Source organism: Vibrio amylolyticus (assembly GCF_023145695.1).
In the GTDB taxonomy this organism is placed as follows: Bacteria; Pseudomonadota; Gammaproteobacteria; order Enterobacterales; family Vibrionaceae; genus Vibrio; species Vibrio amylolyticus.
Map to the genome: position 1 here is coordinate 48,123 of NZ_JAJHVV010000011.1, position 17,267 is coordinate 65,389.

Annotated in this window: 13 protein-coding genes; all 13 read right to left on the bottom strand. The window is 41.7% G+C overall.

The genetic code is table 11. The features are described from left to right. Positions 1–3: 3 nt before the first annotated feature. Entirely contained in the window at positions 4–1,191 is a 1,188-nt protein-coding gene (locus tag KP803_RS16795) for a glycosyltransferase family 2 protein (RefSeq protein WP_248010020.1), read from the bottom strand. Continuing rightward, complete coding sequence (locus KP803_RS16800) at positions 1,188–2,306, bottom strand: glycosyltransferase (protein WP_248010021.1); 1,119 nt, start codon at positions 2,304–2,306, stop codon at positions 1,188–1,190. The genes KP803_RS16795 and KP803_RS16800 overlap by 4 nt, the downstream gene beginning before the upstream one ends. A gap of 264 nt (positions 2,307–2,570) precedes the next feature. Further along, positions 2,571–3,998, bottom strand: a complete 1,428-nt coding sequence (locus KP803_RS16805) for a GumC family protein (RefSeq protein ID WP_248010022.1) — start codon at positions 3,996–3,998, stop codon at positions 2,571–2,573. Further along, positions 3,995–5,149: a glycosyltransferase gene (locus KP803_RS16810; RefSeq protein WP_248010023.1), complete on the bottom strand. Its 1,155-nt coding sequence runs from the start codon at positions 5,147–5,149 to the stop codon at positions 3,995–3,997. The genes KP803_RS16805 and KP803_RS16810 overlap by 4 nt, the downstream gene beginning before the upstream one ends. Continuing rightward, the gene (locus KP803_RS16815) at positions 5,142–5,882 is read right to left on the bottom strand and encodes an acyltransferase (protein ID WP_248010024.1); all 741 of its coding nucleotides are present in this window, start codon (positions 5,880–5,882) and stop codon (positions 5,142–5,144) included. Before KP803_RS16815 ends, KP803_RS16810 begins: the two co-directional genes overlap by 8 nt. A 128-nt stretch (positions 5,883–6,010) precedes the next feature. After that, on the bottom strand, positions 6,011–7,429 hold the full coding sequence (locus KP803_RS16820; RefSeq protein WP_248010025.1) for an O-antigen ligase family protein: 1,419 nt from the start codon (positions 7,427–7,429) through the stop codon (positions 6,011–6,013). Beyond that, positions 7,429–8,874, bottom strand: coding sequence for a lipopolysaccharide biosynthesis protein (locus tag KP803_RS16825; RefSeq protein WP_282437316.1), 1,446 nt, complete (start codon positions 8,872–8,874; stop codon positions 7,429–7,431). Before KP803_RS16825 ends, KP803_RS16820 begins: the two co-directional genes overlap by 1 nt. A 10-nt stretch (positions 8,875–8,884) precedes the next feature. Then, positions 8,885–10,069: a glycosyltransferase gene (locus KP803_RS16830; protein ID WP_248010027.1), complete on the bottom strand. Its 1,185-nt coding sequence runs from the start codon at positions 10,067–10,069 to the stop codon at positions 8,885–8,887. Between the two features lie 19 nt (positions 10,070–10,088). Beyond that, complete coding sequence (locus tag KP803_RS16835) at positions 10,089–11,282, bottom strand: glycosyltransferase (protein WP_248010028.1); 1,194 nt, start codon at positions 11,280–11,282, stop codon at positions 10,089–10,091. Positions 11,283–11,435: 153 nt separating this feature from the next. Further along, positions 11,436–12,497, bottom strand: coding sequence for a glycosyltransferase family 4 protein (locus KP803_RS16840; RefSeq protein ID WP_248010029.1), 1,062 nt, complete (start codon positions 12,495–12,497; stop codon positions 11,436–11,438). Then, positions 12,478–13,953 (bottom strand): sigma-54-dependent transcriptional regulator, encoded by a 1,476-nt coding sequence (locus tag KP803_RS16845; RefSeq protein WP_248010030.1) that lies wholly within the window; start codon positions 13,951–13,953, stop codon positions 12,478–12,480. The genes KP803_RS16840 and KP803_RS16845 overlap by 20 nt, the downstream gene beginning before the upstream one ends. Before the next feature lie 121 nt (positions 13,954–14,074). Continuing rightward, positions 14,075–16,417: a HAMP domain-containing hybrid sensor histidine kinase/response regulator gene (locus KP803_RS16850; protein ID WP_248010031.1), complete on the bottom strand. Its 2,343-nt coding sequence runs from the start codon at positions 16,415–16,417 to the stop codon at positions 14,075–14,077. Between the two features lie 35 nt (positions 16,418–16,452). After that, positions 16,453–17,256, bottom strand: a complete 804-nt coding sequence (locus KP803_RS16855; RefSeq protein WP_248010032.1) for a phosphate/phosphite/phosphonate ABC transporter substrate-binding protein — start codon at positions 17,254–17,256, stop codon at positions 16,453–16,455. Between the last annotated feature and the right edge of the window lie 11 nt (positions 17,257–17,267).

Sequence of the window (17,267 nt, forward strand, 5' to 3'; positions counted from 1 at the left end):
TCCTTAGCGGTTAACTCTTGTCCAGCGACCTGATTCAAAACCTAGTAGGTAACGTAGTCCGCCAATTAGGTTGGCGAAATGGCCGGATACTAGATAAGTCATAAGCTTACACAGTTTGCATGTTATTAAAGTTGGAAAGATTAAGCTCATTGCAGCAAGAGTATAGATGCTTACTTGCGCAATTAGAGCGGCTAAAAATAGAGGGTGGCTCATCAGCATAATTGATGTGATAAAGCACGCTAACATTAAGTAGGGCATGACAAGTCGCAACCCTTTACCTGATATAAAGGCGAAAGCCACACCCTTATATTTTGGGCTAAATAGGCTAACGAGCTGAATCGCTTGCTGCATATTTCCTGCCGAAATCCGTAGTCGACGTTTAAAGTCGCTCTGTTGGCTGGTGGCTTCTAGTTCGACTGCGACCATTTTGTCGTCATAGATGGCGTTATACCCTTTTTTGACAATTTGCATCGGAAGAACGAAATCATCGTTAATCGTATTTTTTGCAAGTGATTCAAACAAGTGAGTACGAAATAGGTAGAAAGCGCCGTGAGCCCCAAGTGTTGAACCGAGTGACGCTTCATTTTGTTTCACTTTACTTTGATAATTCCAGTAACTAGCTTCACCTTCATTGCTAGTTTCAAGTAACTGGTACCGACCATTAACAACACCTGTAGAGCGATTTTTAAAATGTTGTTCTGCAACAAGCAATGCATCAATTGAAATCAGAGCTGAGACATCTGAAAGAGCCGTGATATCTGAAGAGATGGTTTTCATTTGATCATTGATCAGAGCGACCTTTCCTCGGTTCTCATCGAATGCACGAATCTCAAAATGCGTATCGCTACAAATGGATTCTTGAATAGTGTCTTGAGCGAATTCTACCGTTTTATCGGTACATCCGTCGCAAGCGATAATGATGGTTAGACGATTACGTGGGTAATCTAAACTTGCAAGGTTACGAATCTTATCGGAAATCCAGCGCTCTTCATTGTATGCCGCAACTAACACAGTGATAGAAGGACGAGCGCGGTCTTGTTTATTATCGCGATAGCCTCGAGGTAAATTGACCGACTCTTGTTGTGGGTGAGTCTTTGAATACCATTTAAGAACAAGTGGGTAGCCAATATGATGATAGACAATTAAAACGGCACTTGTTACTGATATTAATATTGCGATAGTGTCAATCATGCTAAGGCCCCCATTGGCATCGCTTCGACAGCCAGTAATTCATACGCCTTAACCATGTTACGAATGTTATTGTGTTTAAGAACAAAGTCACGTGGGTTGGCATCAACACTGATACAAGTCATATGAAAGAGAACATCGGCCATATCGTGAATATCGTTGGCTCTGATGAGGTGTCCGGTTTTTGGACATAGCGTTTCTTTACTTGCACCAACATTGGTGACGGCGGTTCGAATGTTACATGCTTGAGCTTCAAGTGGAGAAAGAGGGAAGCCTTCAGAGCGAGATGGCATGCAAAACAGGTCTAGCGCTTGATAAAATCGTTGCATATCGTCAACTAACCCTAAGAATGTGACGCGGTCACTCACATCATATTGGTCCGCCATTTTCTTCAATTGCGTCAATTGGCTACCATTACCAGCAATGGCCAGATGAACGCTACGTGGCATATAGGAAAGCGCCGCAATGGCTAAATCGTGGCCCTTTACCGTTTCCAGTCGACCAGCACAACCGATCAGGGTTTTATCTTGAGGAAGATTAAAATGGGCTCTTGCAACATTCATTGAACCCGGACGAAATTTCTCACAATCAACCCCGTTTTTAATGGTGGAAGTGTTTTTGTAATCGAAATGAGAAAGCAATGTATCTTGTACTAAATTTGCATCCGCTACTAATTGTGGTTTCGCTACGTTAAGTGCCATTTTTTCAAGACGTACATGCTTGTCATTGTTTAAATGCCAAACATCATGCTCGGTATGAATACGAACTGGGACTGAGGTTAAGCGAGCCGCGAGTCCGGCATAAAGTAGTGGACCAATATGATGGGTATGAACGACATCCGGCTTAAATTGGTTAAAAGCCTTAACCAATTGCATGATGGTTTGAAGTTTGACACCCGGATTTTTATCAAGAAAAAGAATTTGGTTGGCAAATGGTTTTAGTCGAGGCCACTTTTCAATCGCCTGATCTTTGTTACCTTCAAGGCTTACGATCATCACTTGGTTAATCGGTGTAGAGAAAGCCAGAAGATCGAGAGCGAGGCTTTCAAGCCCACCTGGAGCAAGATGCTGTACGACATGAATAACTGTTTGGCCCGTTAGTGTGTCAGTTGTTTTCATAGCTTGCCCCTTAATAAGAAATATAACGATATTGGCGTTTGTATTACAGTATTGCAGGGAGTATGCCAGTTTCACATTGCCTATAATTTCAATGGCTTACTGAGGGTTTTGCCCTGATTGATTTATTGTTTTCAAATTGAGAATCTAATTGAAAAACAAATTGAAAAACAAATTGAATTTTCACTATTGAAAGGAATTAGAATGAATTAGGCCGAGACTTACTATGGTCAGTCTCGTTCCTTTTAAGGCAACATGGAAAGTTATTTAATGATGAACTTTAGGAATGATCGTTATCACAGGGACGCCAGTGAGTTCTTCTAGTTGATCTTTTCTTCTAACCGAAGTATCGAAGAGCTCGGCAATGGTCGCTAAACCGCAACCCAGACCAATGCCTGCTACAAAGCCCGCAATAACAAAAATGATTAAGGGCAGGTTAGAAGGACCACTTGGTGTATAAGGTAAATCAATGATCTTAACTCGTTTATTCTCCTCAAATATTCCTAACGATCCAGTAAGCTGCGCCATCTCATAACGCTCGACTAACTCATCGTATAACTGGCGTTTGATTTGAACATCTCGTTGTAAACGATAGAGTGCCTTTGCGTTATCACCAAAGTTGTTTGCTCGTTGCTCAAGTTCAAAAATCATCTGTTTTAAACTTTTGGTCTCTTCATTAAGGGATTCGTACTGGCCACGAACCAGTTGCAAGCTATGAAGTTGGGTCACTAAGAGTGGCTGAATGTCGGACATATCAGAGAGTGTCGAGGTACTAGCGATATCCCATAATTGATCACTACTTAGGTTAGGTTGCTCTACATTTAGTAGTGATGTTCTCTCAATCTCTAATCGAGAAAGCTCTCTGTTCTTTGCTTGTACCGCACTGTGTTCTTCCGTGTATTTTGCTCTTAATAAGCTAAGTTCACTTCGAATATCAATGATTTGCTCTTCAATCTTACCCACAACCGGGTTAGTTTTGGACAGTTGTTCATCAAGGCTACCTAAGCTTTTTTTAACGCCAGCCAGTTCAGCTTGTTTCTCGGCTAAGCTCTGCTTAAGAGTGGCAAGACGGTTTAAACTTTGTGCTTGCATCTCTGGGCTAACAGAGGAATTCTCATTTTTAAAATTGGCCAGTGCGTTTTCTGCCGTATCTAAATCACTTAGCCTTTTGTCGATATGAAAGGCGAGAAACTCACTAGAGTCTTTAATAGATGAACGTTCAGGCGCTAATAGCTGCTCGATAAAATGATCACTAATGGATTGAAGGAGCTCTTTCATTCCTTCTGCTTGGTCCGATTTTAATTCGATCTTAAGAAAGTCTTTACCAAGCTGAGAAACACTCAAGCTCGATGATATTTCGCTCATCACTCGGTCGACGTCCGCAGCAGACGTGTCTTCATCAATAAGCCCTTGCTCAAGCGCTACCGAATGTAAAACGTGTCGACTCTTTAATAGTGTACTTAACGCGTTCATTCGATCTTTTAACATTGTAGAGACGGCAATATCTTCAAGAAATGGATTCATCTTTGCCGTTTCTTGTATCAACATACTGGTATGAGAGCGATAGTTAGTGGGGGCGAGCTTAGAGATACCAATACCAACAAAAGGAAGAATAAGAATCGGCATAAATATGAGATAGCGCCTTCTCCATGCGCCACTCAGAATTATAATCAATCGAATCTTTAATTCATTCATAAAAGCTCCAGTATCCAGTCGACAAACTTGCTTCGTTCATCCCAACTGTGTTGATTGACTATTCCAGATGGAAGGAATGCTTGCTGGCGGGCCATGTTTAACGCGTCACTCATCTCTTCACTCGTGCTGACAACATTGACATACTTCTTGTAAGGTTCCAATGCTGGAAAGGAAGTCGAAACAATAGGCTTACCTGCTGCTAAATATTCCATTAATTTTAATGGGCTACATGCAATGATTTGCTCATTTAATTTAAAGGGTAGCAGACTTACATCCCAATGCTGACTATATTGTGGTAATTCATGATGTGGCTTAGGGCCGAGATAAAAAACGTTGCTAGCTGAAGGCAATTTTGACTGGCTGAGCTCTTGAGGTCCTATAAATATAAAGTCCCAATCAGGGTTACTCTTCACGACCTTGTCTATCATTTCATAATCTAACCAGTTTGATAAACTGCCGTAGAACCCTGCAACGGGTCGATTTCGATTCGGTAAGTCTTTTGCTCTTTGAACCGGGGTAGAAAAAAGGGCTACGTCAACACCGTGTGGTAATAGTTGAGTTTTGCAAGCTGGAAAACGCATTTTCATCTCTTCACTCGCAGCAAAGATGAGGTCAGCTTTTGATATAAGTTCTTTCTCATGTATCGATACGACATCGTGATCAACGCCCGCGAGTGAGGAAAAGTCATCACCACAATAGTAGACAACGGCTGACTCTCCTAAGTGGCCACAAAGGTCAGCAGCGGTTGGTAACGAGCACCACAAAATTGGGTCGTGTAATCTTGCGTTCATTAAAATGGGACGAAGTTGAGATAGCATTGCGGATTTTGCCAATCCTCTAGCCAGATTGCTTTTTGGAGCCGGTATGGTTTTAAGATTTACAACGGTTAAGTTCTTTGGGACGAAGTGGTTAGAATTGCCCGCGCTATTTGATTGAGGCTCTTGGATCGTGTTGGAAGAAAACCCACTTTTAGAACGACCACATAATTTGTTAACCACACGTTTTGCATCGTGACGGTTTAATTTAGGCTGGCGAAGGCCAATAGAGTTTACCCATACGACTTTTCGATGTTCAGTAAGACGCTTAATTAGGTGTTGTGTGCTTGAGGGTAGGCCACCAAAGTCCTCACCAAATACGATAAGATCACGCATGGGCTACTCCTCCATGTTGCTTAGACAGTATTGGTCTAATCACTTTGGCAGGGTTTCCTGCAACGATTGAGTAAGGAGGAAGATCACCGACGACAACACTCCCTGCAGCGACAACGGTTCCTTCTCCTATCGTTACCCCTTGACGAACTGTAACATTAGTACCAAGCCAGACATCCTTTTTTAGGATAACGTCTCCGACTTGTGATTCATCATCGGGCTCACCTAACGCTCGACGACGTGCATCAAGAGGATGCCCTGAATAGCCAAAAATAAACGCCCCACCTGCAATTCTCACGTTATCTTCAATTATCACGTTTCGTCCAACGGCAATGGTAGTTTGCCAACTAATATCCACGTTATTACCTACTATGAGTTTAGGCTGTTCTGATAACGTGCGACCACTAAACGTTGTTTGTCCTGAAATTCGACAGTTTTTACCAATATTGATTTCTAAAGGGCCGGAAACAAAGGGAATCCCACCATAAAGGTACAGGCCACGCTCATAGTGGTTCAAACGGCCTTTAAAAGCAGGAGTATGAAATAGAACTCGAATGATTGAGTGCCATACAGAAGAGGTCAGTTTGTATAACCCATAGATTGCTTTATTAAAGAACTTCGGTGTTGGCAGTTCGAACATGCGAATCTTTTTAAGAGTCATAAAGAGAGTTCTATAAGCCGGATTTGGATGGCACTGAAGCCAAATCTTTACCTCATTTAGTCTATTCGCGATCATGGGGTCACCTGTCTGTTTTAGTATTTATGCGTTTCTAATACAGAGGTATTACACGGAACGTGCCAGAATTTATTTCTTATTTAATCAGTTGCTTACGTTGGTTCTGAGTTGGTTTTATCGTGGTTTGTCTATTGATTCTCAATTTGAGAATGACTTTGAACATCAGTTTCTTCGGAGTTTTCGTCAGATTTAGGGCCACATTGTTCTGCGATATTCGCAACAGCGACGGTAAGTGCGGCGAGGATATAGATAGGCCAGTTAAATCCTTGAGTTAAAAATGTTCCAGATACGATGGTGCCAATTAACCCGGCATAGACAGCATTGGCTGCAACAACTAGGTTTGGTGAATAAATCTCTGGATGTTTAGCAATTGCCGCGAGTGTGTGTCGAGCACTTAAAATGAGCGAAGTGATGAAACAGAGAAAGATAATCAGCCCAAGGAATCCTGTTTCAGCAAGAACCCCAAACCAAGTACTATGGACGGCATGATTTAAGCCATCCCAATGTGAACTATAAAAGAAATAGTTAGCGAAAAAGTTATCTATTCCGACGCCAGTGAGAGGGTTGTGTAGCGCCATTTTGAAAGCGGCTTCCCAAGCATAGATTCTTCCCATAGCCGATTCATCAATGCCTTCCTCATGAGCGCCCCCTGACGCACGATCAGAAATGCCTGCAACAAAATACAAGATCACTGCACCTATCGCTCCTAACGTTAGTAACAAAACCTTAGAGCGGATAATCTTAATCGCGTAGATACCTATCACGGAGACTGAGCCCAGTAGTCCCCCTCGGCTTTGTGTTGCAATAATGGCACTCATTAATAGGCAGGTTGTAATAAGCCCAATCAGCCGCTTTATAAATGGCGTTTTGGGTGTGGTCACTAAGCCAATAGCAAACGCGAGTGGGAACATAAGAACGAGCGATAAATCGTTAGGGTCACCTAACATTGAACCAAATTTTCGACCAATTGAAACACGTGTACCTTCAACAAGGTCAATGCCATTTGCTGAATTATAGAGCGCAACGCAAGCGATAAGTGCACCAGAGAGCGTGATCATGATGGCTATACGCCCAATGTTTTTATTGTTGTTCACTAGCCAAGCAATGGCGAGAGTCATAACAATGATTTTCCAATACACCGAAGTGAATGCAGCAATTGCGATACCACGACTTGAGGCGAAAAATACCCCGACAATGACAAGTACCCAGAAAATAGAAAGCCAAGTAAACGAGCGATGCCAATAGATCTTTATCTGTCGACTAACGAGAGAATGCCAAAGAAGCGCTGAAAGTGCGCCTAAGGAAAGCATCAGTGGGATTTTTAACGAATAGAGGACGGGCAGTGCTTCATGTATGCGAAAGAAAGAAAACAGAACGAATAGCGTCACCAACCAAAAGGTTTGGCTGAGAACAAACAGCGCCCCGAGAGGGATAAACGCGATCAAGATCGGAATTACGGGATGTGGAACAAAATACCAAGCGACAGTAATTAGGCTACATAGTAATAAAATCAATAATATAGAATAATTACGTTGCTTGTCTGTCATTACGATCCTCTAATTGCCGAAGGGAAGTAGTGGGCTAGGTTAGGTAAACCAAATCCATTTAAGAACTTGAATCGGAGTGCAACAACTAAATTGAATATAGCACCAAATAGAGTGATAAGAACTAACCATACTGCTTGTTGATTAAAGTAACTCAGAGCTAAGCAGCAGAAAGTATTCATTAAAATTAAAGAAAGTGCCGAATAACGGAAAGGAAGCGTGACTAAACGTTGGCTAAAGTATAATAACAGTATTGCCCGAGACACTTGAGCAAGCGCAATAGAACCAATAATCCCCCAGATTCCCATCGAAGAGTAGGTCACGCTGACCCAGCAAAAAATAAGCCCCCCTAATGTACAGCTCGCGTTAATCGCCAACATTAGCTGCGTTTTTTTATGCTGAAGGATGCCAATGTTCATAAGATCTGACAACTCTTTGAATAAGGCAACGAGAATGACTCCGGCCATTAGATTCGCCGCAGACGAAAATTCAACAGGTAATGTCCATGAAATAAAGAGTTGGCTAGCACAAGCTACTGAAATTGCGAGAGTGGAAATAAACACAACACCACATTGAGTGACTTGAGCCGTGTAAGGTTTTCCCTGGTATTTGAGTGCGTTAAAGCGTTTAGGCATCCACCACATACCAAAAGGTTGAACTAAAATGCACATAGCTAAAGAGAATTTGGCTGCAACTGAATAGATACCCAGTTCTTCGATTGAAAATGAAGACCCAATGATCCATTTTTCTGCTCCAGTTAGCCCAAATGCAACGAGTGTTGAGAGCATGAGAGGGATAGAGTATTGCAATAACTGCTTTAGGTTTGAGAGGCCAGCCCAAGACCATTTGAACTGATTGATGAAGTGCAAAATAAATAGTTGAAATACACCTGTAAATACGCCCACAGCGTAAATATAAGTAACAACTGGTGCGGTATAAAGCACATAAATAACGGCGGCAACTTGTATCGCACTACTTACAATACTGATGGCAAAAAACACCATTGCTCTATCTTGAAACCTCAGCCACGCCATACTAATACCGAGTGCACTTTCGAAACCTAGAACGAGGCAAAGTAAGGCGATATCAACGTTGGTAAACGTGGCGTGCAATTGCGGTGCAATAAATAAGAATAGGGTCACGACACTGCCTATGATGATAGACAGAATTGCAGCATAAGTATAAAGCTCGCTGACTTTACTAAACTGTTCGACTTTACATTTTAACTCCCCAACGAATCGATATAAATTTTCGTGCATTGCTAGGCCAACAAGCAAACTAAAAAAAACAGTGACGGTGGCGAGCAATTCCATTTTTCCTAGCTGAGCAGGAGAAAGAAACTGAGCCATGACAGGAAGCATTATTAACGACATACCCTTTACCAGAAATATACTGGTTGCGTATATGGCCATGTTTTTTAGTGAGTTAGGTAGTTTTGGCAATCGCATAATATCAACCTTAACGAGTTTCGTTCGTAGGGATGAGTAAAAATGGCGCAGGCGTAAACATTGGCTTATCAAGTCCACACACAATTGCGCGATAAGAGTTTGATGCTTGATGTTGTTTCGCGATTTTTAAACCCTCATCGCCAAGTCTAACAACTAATTCCAAATCTTGGTTCGCTATAGAAATGGCCTTGATTAGAGAATCAGTACACCCTGGTTTGTATTTTAGGCAATTAACACCATCAGTTAATGCTTGATCCCAATAAGCACCATCTTGAGGAATGATCACGCACATTCCGGCCGCGATTGCCTCGAGGGTATCGAATCCAAAGTATTCTTTTGGGCTAGTAGAAACGAAAATATTACTCTGGCAACGTATCTCATCGACATTAGTTGGATTCTGGTGCCACTGCACGTGAGGTAATAGCTTCGGTGTATCACAGGTTGGTAAGGACGTATCTATAGGGCGAGTAAAGCATATATTGGCGGCAAAGGGGTCGAATTGCTCTAACTCTTTGGCGGCCTTTGTCAGCAGATCTAAGCCATTACATTTCAACGCAGAATCATTCCAAAATAAGGTAGGGTAATCATATTGTGCGCGGGTAGGCCAATGCTCTTTACTTATTCCATTTTGAAAGCAGCGATAGCGTCCACCTAACATAAGATCATGGCTCTGCGTGTGAGCATCAACCGCCGATAATGTTCTTCTCAAGTAGTGGTTAATAACCAGGTAAACACAGGGTTTGACCGACTCGAGATAATAAACACGGTCAGCAATTGTTAGGCAATAGCCGACACAGTAGGACTTTTCTATAGGGGTATGAATCATTTGAATTACTGGGATATTGATTATTTTTTTCGTGATATAAAGGGGCAGATCAACACTAGGGCCTGAATGACCAATAAGCGCCGTGATCTTCTCATGTCTCAGCCAAACAAATAATATCAACAAAGCGTAAGTGACCTGTTTTAGCCGGTAACCAACCCCGTTTTCATTGTGAGTTAAGTCAGCAAAAGTGGGGATTGAGATCAAGTTAACTTGATGATTACAGAAGCCACTATCAGCCCAAGATGAACGATGAGCCGTAAGTATGGTGTATTTCGATTTACTTGGATTACTCAACAGTAATGCTTCCTTGATGGCAACTTTTGAATCACCAAGAAATTCTACTGGGTCGAATATTAAATAATGATTCATACGCATATTCATCACCCGGCTACGCCATATGGTTCGCAAGAAATGTTTTGATAGGACTCATTGCTTGCCAAAAAGAGGTCGTTGGCTGTTGGTTATCGGAAATCGTTTGTGTATAGATATTTTCTATTGCACGAACATTGTGCACTGCAGTATGAGCTTCTAGGATATGTTCTCTTGCAAGGCGACCAACCGATTTAGCGCTTTTTCTGTTTTTAACGACTGCTCTCATCGCGTTTACGATTGGATTCGTACCACTGTTTTTGTAAAATATCGCGTTCTTTTTATGGGTAAGAATTTCTGGAATACCCCCTTCAAAAGGTGCAATAACGGGAAGAGAAGCAAGAGCGGCTTCTGCTGTAACAAGGCCATTTGCTGCTTGACGAGCACCGCTAACAAAACCATCAACGCCTTTTAACCAGCCAACCACATTTCTTTTTTCACCAACAAAATGAACATGTTCACTCAGTTTAAGATAATCAACTTGCTGCTCTAGGTTGTCACGTTGTGGCCCGTCTCCAATGATAACGAGATGTACATTTGGATACTCAAGGACTAGGTGACGTAATGCGAGGAGTAGGCGGTCTACACCTTTTCGATGAGTCAGTGAACCAACTGTTGCGAAGGTAAACGTGCTTTCATCGATATTGAGCTCTTTTTTAACATCAACCGTTTTTTGGTTATCTAATCGCTTTACATCAATTCCATTATGAACGATCGATAAACGATCTTGTGGGTAGCCATCTTTGATGAGTTGATGAGTAATCGCTTTACTTACCGCAATAATCTTTGGTGAGTAGTGTAGTCCTAGCGTTACGCGATCACGTACTGAGTAGTCTGAATGCAGCTGTGCCACCATAGGGGTATTGGTTACTTTTGCTACGGTATACATCCACTGGCAAGGAACACCGCTATTCACATGAATCAAGTCAATATTGGCTTTTTTCACATAAGCTTTTGCTTGTTTCACCTGACGTAACCAAGCTTTGACATTAAATCGAGGAGACGACCAACCAAGTAAAATTGAAAAGGTTTCTAGCTCACTGTGAATACCCAAGCTAAGTAGTTCTTCGTGAAATGATGGGTTGTTTGTTAAAACAAAAGGATTGAATCGGCTACGATCGATATTCGACACTAAATCGAGTAAACATTGCTCGCTACCACGAATCAAGTCATCTCCACAGTGTACAAATAATACGTTTTTAGTCGACATCATATCATTTCCCCTTACTTCAATTTGAAATTGAGTTTTTTTGTTAGGGGAATTCTTGCAAGTTAAGTACCAATATATTAACGTAAGTAACTTGTTGAAAAATATGACTATATTTGTGGTTGTTCTTTTGGGGAGTGCTAATTCTCAAAATGAGAATCAGATTTGATAGATTTCTAACAGCTTAGGTAAGACACTCTGAGTCGAATAATTTTGCTCAATAGTTTGTATGGCTGCTTGTTGTAATTTCAGCTTTTCTGTTTTATTCATTGATAACCACTCGGCTAAGTAATGGTTAAGTTCATTTTCATTATCGGCAATAAAGCCGTTTATCTGGTGTTCGACGAGCGTGTCAAGATCGCCGACACGGGTACAAAGAAGTGGGATACCCCGAGCCATTGATTCCAGTGCCGCCATGGGTAGTCCTTCATAGCGAGAAGGTAGTATAAGCAGCTCAATTTCGCCCCAAACCGGTACCATATCGTTTTGGTACCCGTAAAAGACGATATTTTCTGGTGCGTCTTTCTTAAGCTCTTCTAGCATTGGCCCACTACCGTAGCAATGAAATTCACATTCAGTATTGAGTCGAGCAAGGCTGACAAATCGGTCAGGTGCTTTTTCATGGCTGACTCGACCGACAAAAGCAATTTTCGTCCCTTTTGAACGTTGTACATGTTGAGTATCGATAAAATTATTCAGCCGATGAGAATGCTTTGGTAACTTATTTTGGATTAACTGGCTGACCGACAAGCGGTCGTTAGACAGCCATGAACTATAGCGATCGACAAAATCGTATAGCCAAACTTTTCCTTTTGGTGTTTCTCCAGCATGAAAAGTAGTGAGTTGTTTGAAGCTAGATTTTGTCGTCAATAACTTTGCGAGTTTACTGTAGATGCTCGCTTTGTACCCATGAGCATGGATGAGCGAAGGTTCGTGAACCTTGATGGCTTGCTTTAACGAGTTGAATGAATGGTCTGAAGGGAAAGCAATATCGAGATAGAAGTATTGGACACCCATTTCACCAATCTTTTCAGCGAGAAGGGCTTGCTTGCCATAATAGGAAGTGAAGACTACTGAAACGTCGACACCAAACTCGTTCAGTCCCTTCGCTAACTCAAGAACATGGGTTTCAATCCCCCCAAAAGTAAGGCTATCAATAAGTAGCCATACTTTATGTTGGGAATCTTTTAACGTTTTAGGTTTACACGGCGCTACGTTCATCTTCCGCTTCCCAAGCCTGTTTTTTTCGATAGACAGTTGATGGGCTGAGTTCAAGTAAGACGGCAGCGTTTAGTACATTACCATCGCAAAAATCGATAGCGTTTTGTATAGTTTCACGTTCGATTTGCCACATCGGTCTGATGTTCATCTCTTGTTTTGGTATTTGTCCTGATGCCTGGGCCTCATTTAAAGGGGTGGATTCCCTAGCGGTCATTAGTGTCTCTTGTGCTGCAGAGGGTGTGACCATAGAGGTAGGTGAGGGCACTGGTTTTGTCGTTGACGCTTTGTTTTTTAATATTTGCGCAGGCAAGTGGCTTATCGATAGCTTACTTTCATCATTAAGAACGACGATATTACGGATAATATTTTGTAGCTGTCGAACATTACCAGGCCATTGATATTTTTTTAACAGTGCTTCGGCATCGCTATTAATACCGGAGAATTTTTTACCGTCTTCTTTCGCATAGATCTTAAGGAAATGCTTAGCTAGCGTCGCAATATCACTGCCACGTTCACGTAATGGTGGCATTTCGATAGGGACAACATGAACACGATAATAGAGATCTTCACGGAATCTGCCTTCTTCGACTTCAACCAATGGGTCTCGATTGGTTGCGCAAAGAATACGGACATCAACTTTAACTTCCTTGCTTGCGCCTAGCGGTGTAAATGTCCCAGTTTGCAGAAAGCGTAATAGCTTTTTCTGCATTTCCAGGTCCATTTCGCATAATTCATCGAGAAATAGTGTTCCACCATTGGCCATTGATGCTGCGCCTTTTCTATCGGTGTTTGCACCGGTAAACGCCCCTTTAATGTGACCAAAAACTTCACTTTCCATGAGATCTTTTGGTATCGCTCCACAGTTAAGCGCAATAAAAGGCATATTCTTTCGTTGACTCTCTTTATGAATAGCCTCCGCACACACCTCTTTACCCGTTCCACTTTCTCCGTTAATAAACACACTAGCGGTTGTGGGCGCAACAGAATCTATTATTTTATAAACACCTTGCATAGCGAGGCAGCTACCAAGAAAACCATGGAAACGACTTCGGTCAAATTTACTCTCTATATCTTCAACGAGGTGTTCTAATTTTGCTTGTTTCAAATGAAGAGAAATAGACGTTTTGAGTCGGTTTGCTTTAATAGGTTTTTCAAGGAAGTCTTTCGCGCCTTTTTGTATTAGGCCAACCGCTATATCGACGGATCCATGTGCGGTAGCGATAACGGTAGAGGTAGGAATTTGGTTCTCGGAAATCCAATCTAATATATCTTCACCAGACATATCTGGTAGCTTGAGATCGAGAATAATAAGTTGAGGAACATTACGTTCAATGAACGCTATTGCTTCTTGTCCTGTCTCCACATGGAAAAGGTCATAAGGCTCATCCTTAACGTATTGTTTGTAAAGTACGGCAAGTGATGTTGAATCTTCTACAAGTAGTACTTTTGGTCTCATCGGCTACGTCCTTGAAATTATATATGAAACAGTAATCTTATATGATTAACATATCATTTAGCATAAAGGAAATAGAGTCTATTCAATCTATTACCTTAAAGGCGAATTAGCCCTCTATGCCTTATTGTGAATCAGTAATAAACCCGAGCTCTTTTCGTGCAACTATCGCTTTTAATGAGCGTTTTGCAATTATTTGAAGATTAGGGATAAGACCAAATGCTTCTTCTTTCTGATTATTAATACAAAGCTTTTCGATATCGCGAGCAGCGATCGACAGAGCCCGGTTACCAAGAGCAAGTGAAGAACTTCCTAACGTATGTGCCTCAAACTCTAACAAGTCTGCGTCTCGCTCTTTCAGAGCCATCTCAATCTTAGAAAGTCTAGCGCCGGACTCTTCGATATAATGGTCAATGAGGATAGGGATGACCTCAGCACTGGTGTCTTCGATCATTTGAACCAATATCGTTTCATCGACAAATTCAGCTATCTCAGAGTTATTCACAGGTTCGATAGAATGGGTTTGTGAGTCTGCCATTACAGAACTGTCCGTATCTTTGCCACTATCTTCAACAAGAGTCGTTGATTCTAGTGTAGTCGGTTTTTCAATCATTAACGTGTCCGTATTTTTAACTCTATCTGATAAGAATAAGTTAATTTTTTCAATTAGCTGAGACAAACGTACAGGTTTTGACAAATAATCTGACATTCCAGCTGAAATAAAGTGTTCCTTATCACCAGTTAGCGCATGGGCGGTTAGTGCTATGATAGGAAACGTTTTCATTTTTTCGCTGTCCAGTGAGCGAATAATTTGTGTCGCTTCGATACCATCCATCTCTGGCATTGAAATGTCCATGAACACTAGATCGTAGTTATCACTTTTTACTTGTTCGACGGCTTTTAAGCCGTTATCGACGATATCGATATCAAGTCCTGCGTTTAGAAACATATTCTTTATCACGAGTTGGTTGGCTTTATTATCTTCTGCAACCAGTATGCGAATATCTTGTAACTCTGGTTCGAGTATTGTGGCTTTTGGCGTTGCATGGGTTAGAAGTTCTCCAGCCAACTCCAAATTAATCGAAAAAGTGAAGGTACTGCCTTCGCCATAGTGGCTGAATACATGTATATCGCCGTCCATTAATTCACATAAACGTTTACAAATAGCCAACCCCAACCCTGACCCTTCTTGAGTACGAGAATAGCTTTGGTCGACCATAGTAAACTCATCAAACAAGTATTCTAAAGACTGCTCTTTGATACCAATCCCAGTATCAGCGACGCTTCCTTGTATTAGACACTGGTTTTCGTCGACTAACGCTTTAATCTTCACAGTTACGCTCCCTTCGTGCGTAAACTTAAGAGCATTCCCTATCAGGTTATGAAGTATTTGGCATACACGGTTACTGTCTCCACGAACAATAGGTGGTACGTTACCTTCAATATAACAATGCAGAATAAGATCGTTCCTTTTAGCTTCAGGAGCAAAACTATCGATGACACTTTCAATACATTCGCGTAAGTTAAACGGTTGGTTTTCCAACATTAATGTATTGGATTCCATACGTGTGAAATCTAATATGTCATTGATTACGGTCAGTAGGAATCCACCAGAGGTAGTGGCTGTTTTAACGAGGTGTTTTTGTTCTTTGCTTAAAGGTGTTTCTTCTAGAAGTGATAAGATTCCAAGCACGCCATTCATGGGCGTTCGTATTTCGTGCGACATAGAAGCCAGAAAGCGTCCTTTTGACTCACAAGCGTTTTCAGCTTCTTGGCGAGCCAATTTCAGATCGGTATAACTTTTATTTAGTTTACGAGACATGGTATCAAAGGCACGGGCTAGATTACCAAATTCGTCATTTGACGTATCGTTGAGTTGAAAGCCAGGCCCACGTTCGCTTAACGCTTTAGTCGCTGCTGTTAAACGAACTAGATTACGGGTTAGGTAAGTCCCAAGTACAAAAGAAAAAACCGCTACAAGAATGACTTCAATCGACGCGATACCGATAATCGATTTTTGGGCACTTTCTAACATGTTGCTGATAGCCGATGTACCAAACCCCATATCGATATAGCCGTAGTTTATTCCAGCACTAACGATAGGCACTCTAGTATCGAATATACCGTCACTGATATTTCGCAGATTAGTATCGATAGTCATATTTCGCTCGAGTAAATCCATGTCACCAGCACACGCTAGTACTTGATCGTGGCGAACGATTTTTACGTATTGAACACCTTCAAGCGTCATAAACTCTCTAACAAGATCGTCTAATGTTGCGATATCGGTTGAAAGAACCGCGTCTTTCGTGGCATTGACGAACATGGTGGCCGTTGAGTTTGCCCTTTGAATTAACTGTTTTTCATTAGATTCTGAAAGAAACGACATTGCACTAAATACCAGAAACATAAGTAGTACGATTTCGATCAGTGCTATGCCGATAATTGTTTTAGCTCGAAAAGTCATATTTACCTACCTATTTGTAACTGTAATCGTTACATCTACTGTTTAATCTCTTTAATGTTTAGCGCTCTAACATCATCCCAATCGGAGTTCGCTCCATCGACAAAACTTTTAATGTTTAACGGTTTTAATAGGGCTCTTCCTTGTTCTGAAGTGTGTAGCGCTGCCAATAGCTCTTGAACCTGTGCAGCAAGTTTGGCATCAACCCTAGGGTGATGAGCGATAGCGTGAGGGGTGTAACCCTTAGTGGTATAGATAGGTACAAGTTGCTCACGAAGCTCGGGGTCAATTGAATTGAACGTTCGAATAATACCGCCGCCTGCTGGATAGAAGCCTTTCGCGACCGACAAATAAACAGAATCATGCGACGACACGTAATCAGGTTCAAAGCTGACTCCTTTCTGCTTTAGAACGCTACGGGTAAGAACCGAGGCTGCGAAGGCTGCCGGAGCGGGAAAGGCTAGGGTGCTGCCGTCTAACTCCATCAAGTCGGTTATGTTGCTATCCTTTCTAGCAACGATGATCCCTTTTATTTTTTTATCTTTTGCTTTTGAGATAGAGCGGTAGCCAGGAGAGTGGCTAAAGGTAACGTAATGGTATGGATTCATATAGGCAAAGTCGTATTCTCCATTGCTTAAGCGTTGTTCAAACATTGGAATGTCTTTCGCCGTAGAGAATATGAAATCTCTCCCCGTTTCTTGAGATAGATATTGGATGATAGGCGACCATTGCGCTGCCAGTCGGCTAGCTGATTGTTGAGGAACGATTGCAAAGGTAATAGGGTCTGCTGCCAACAAGGGTGCCGCAAAGCTTATCAAAAATGTGTATAGGATCTTTTTCATCATAATTACCT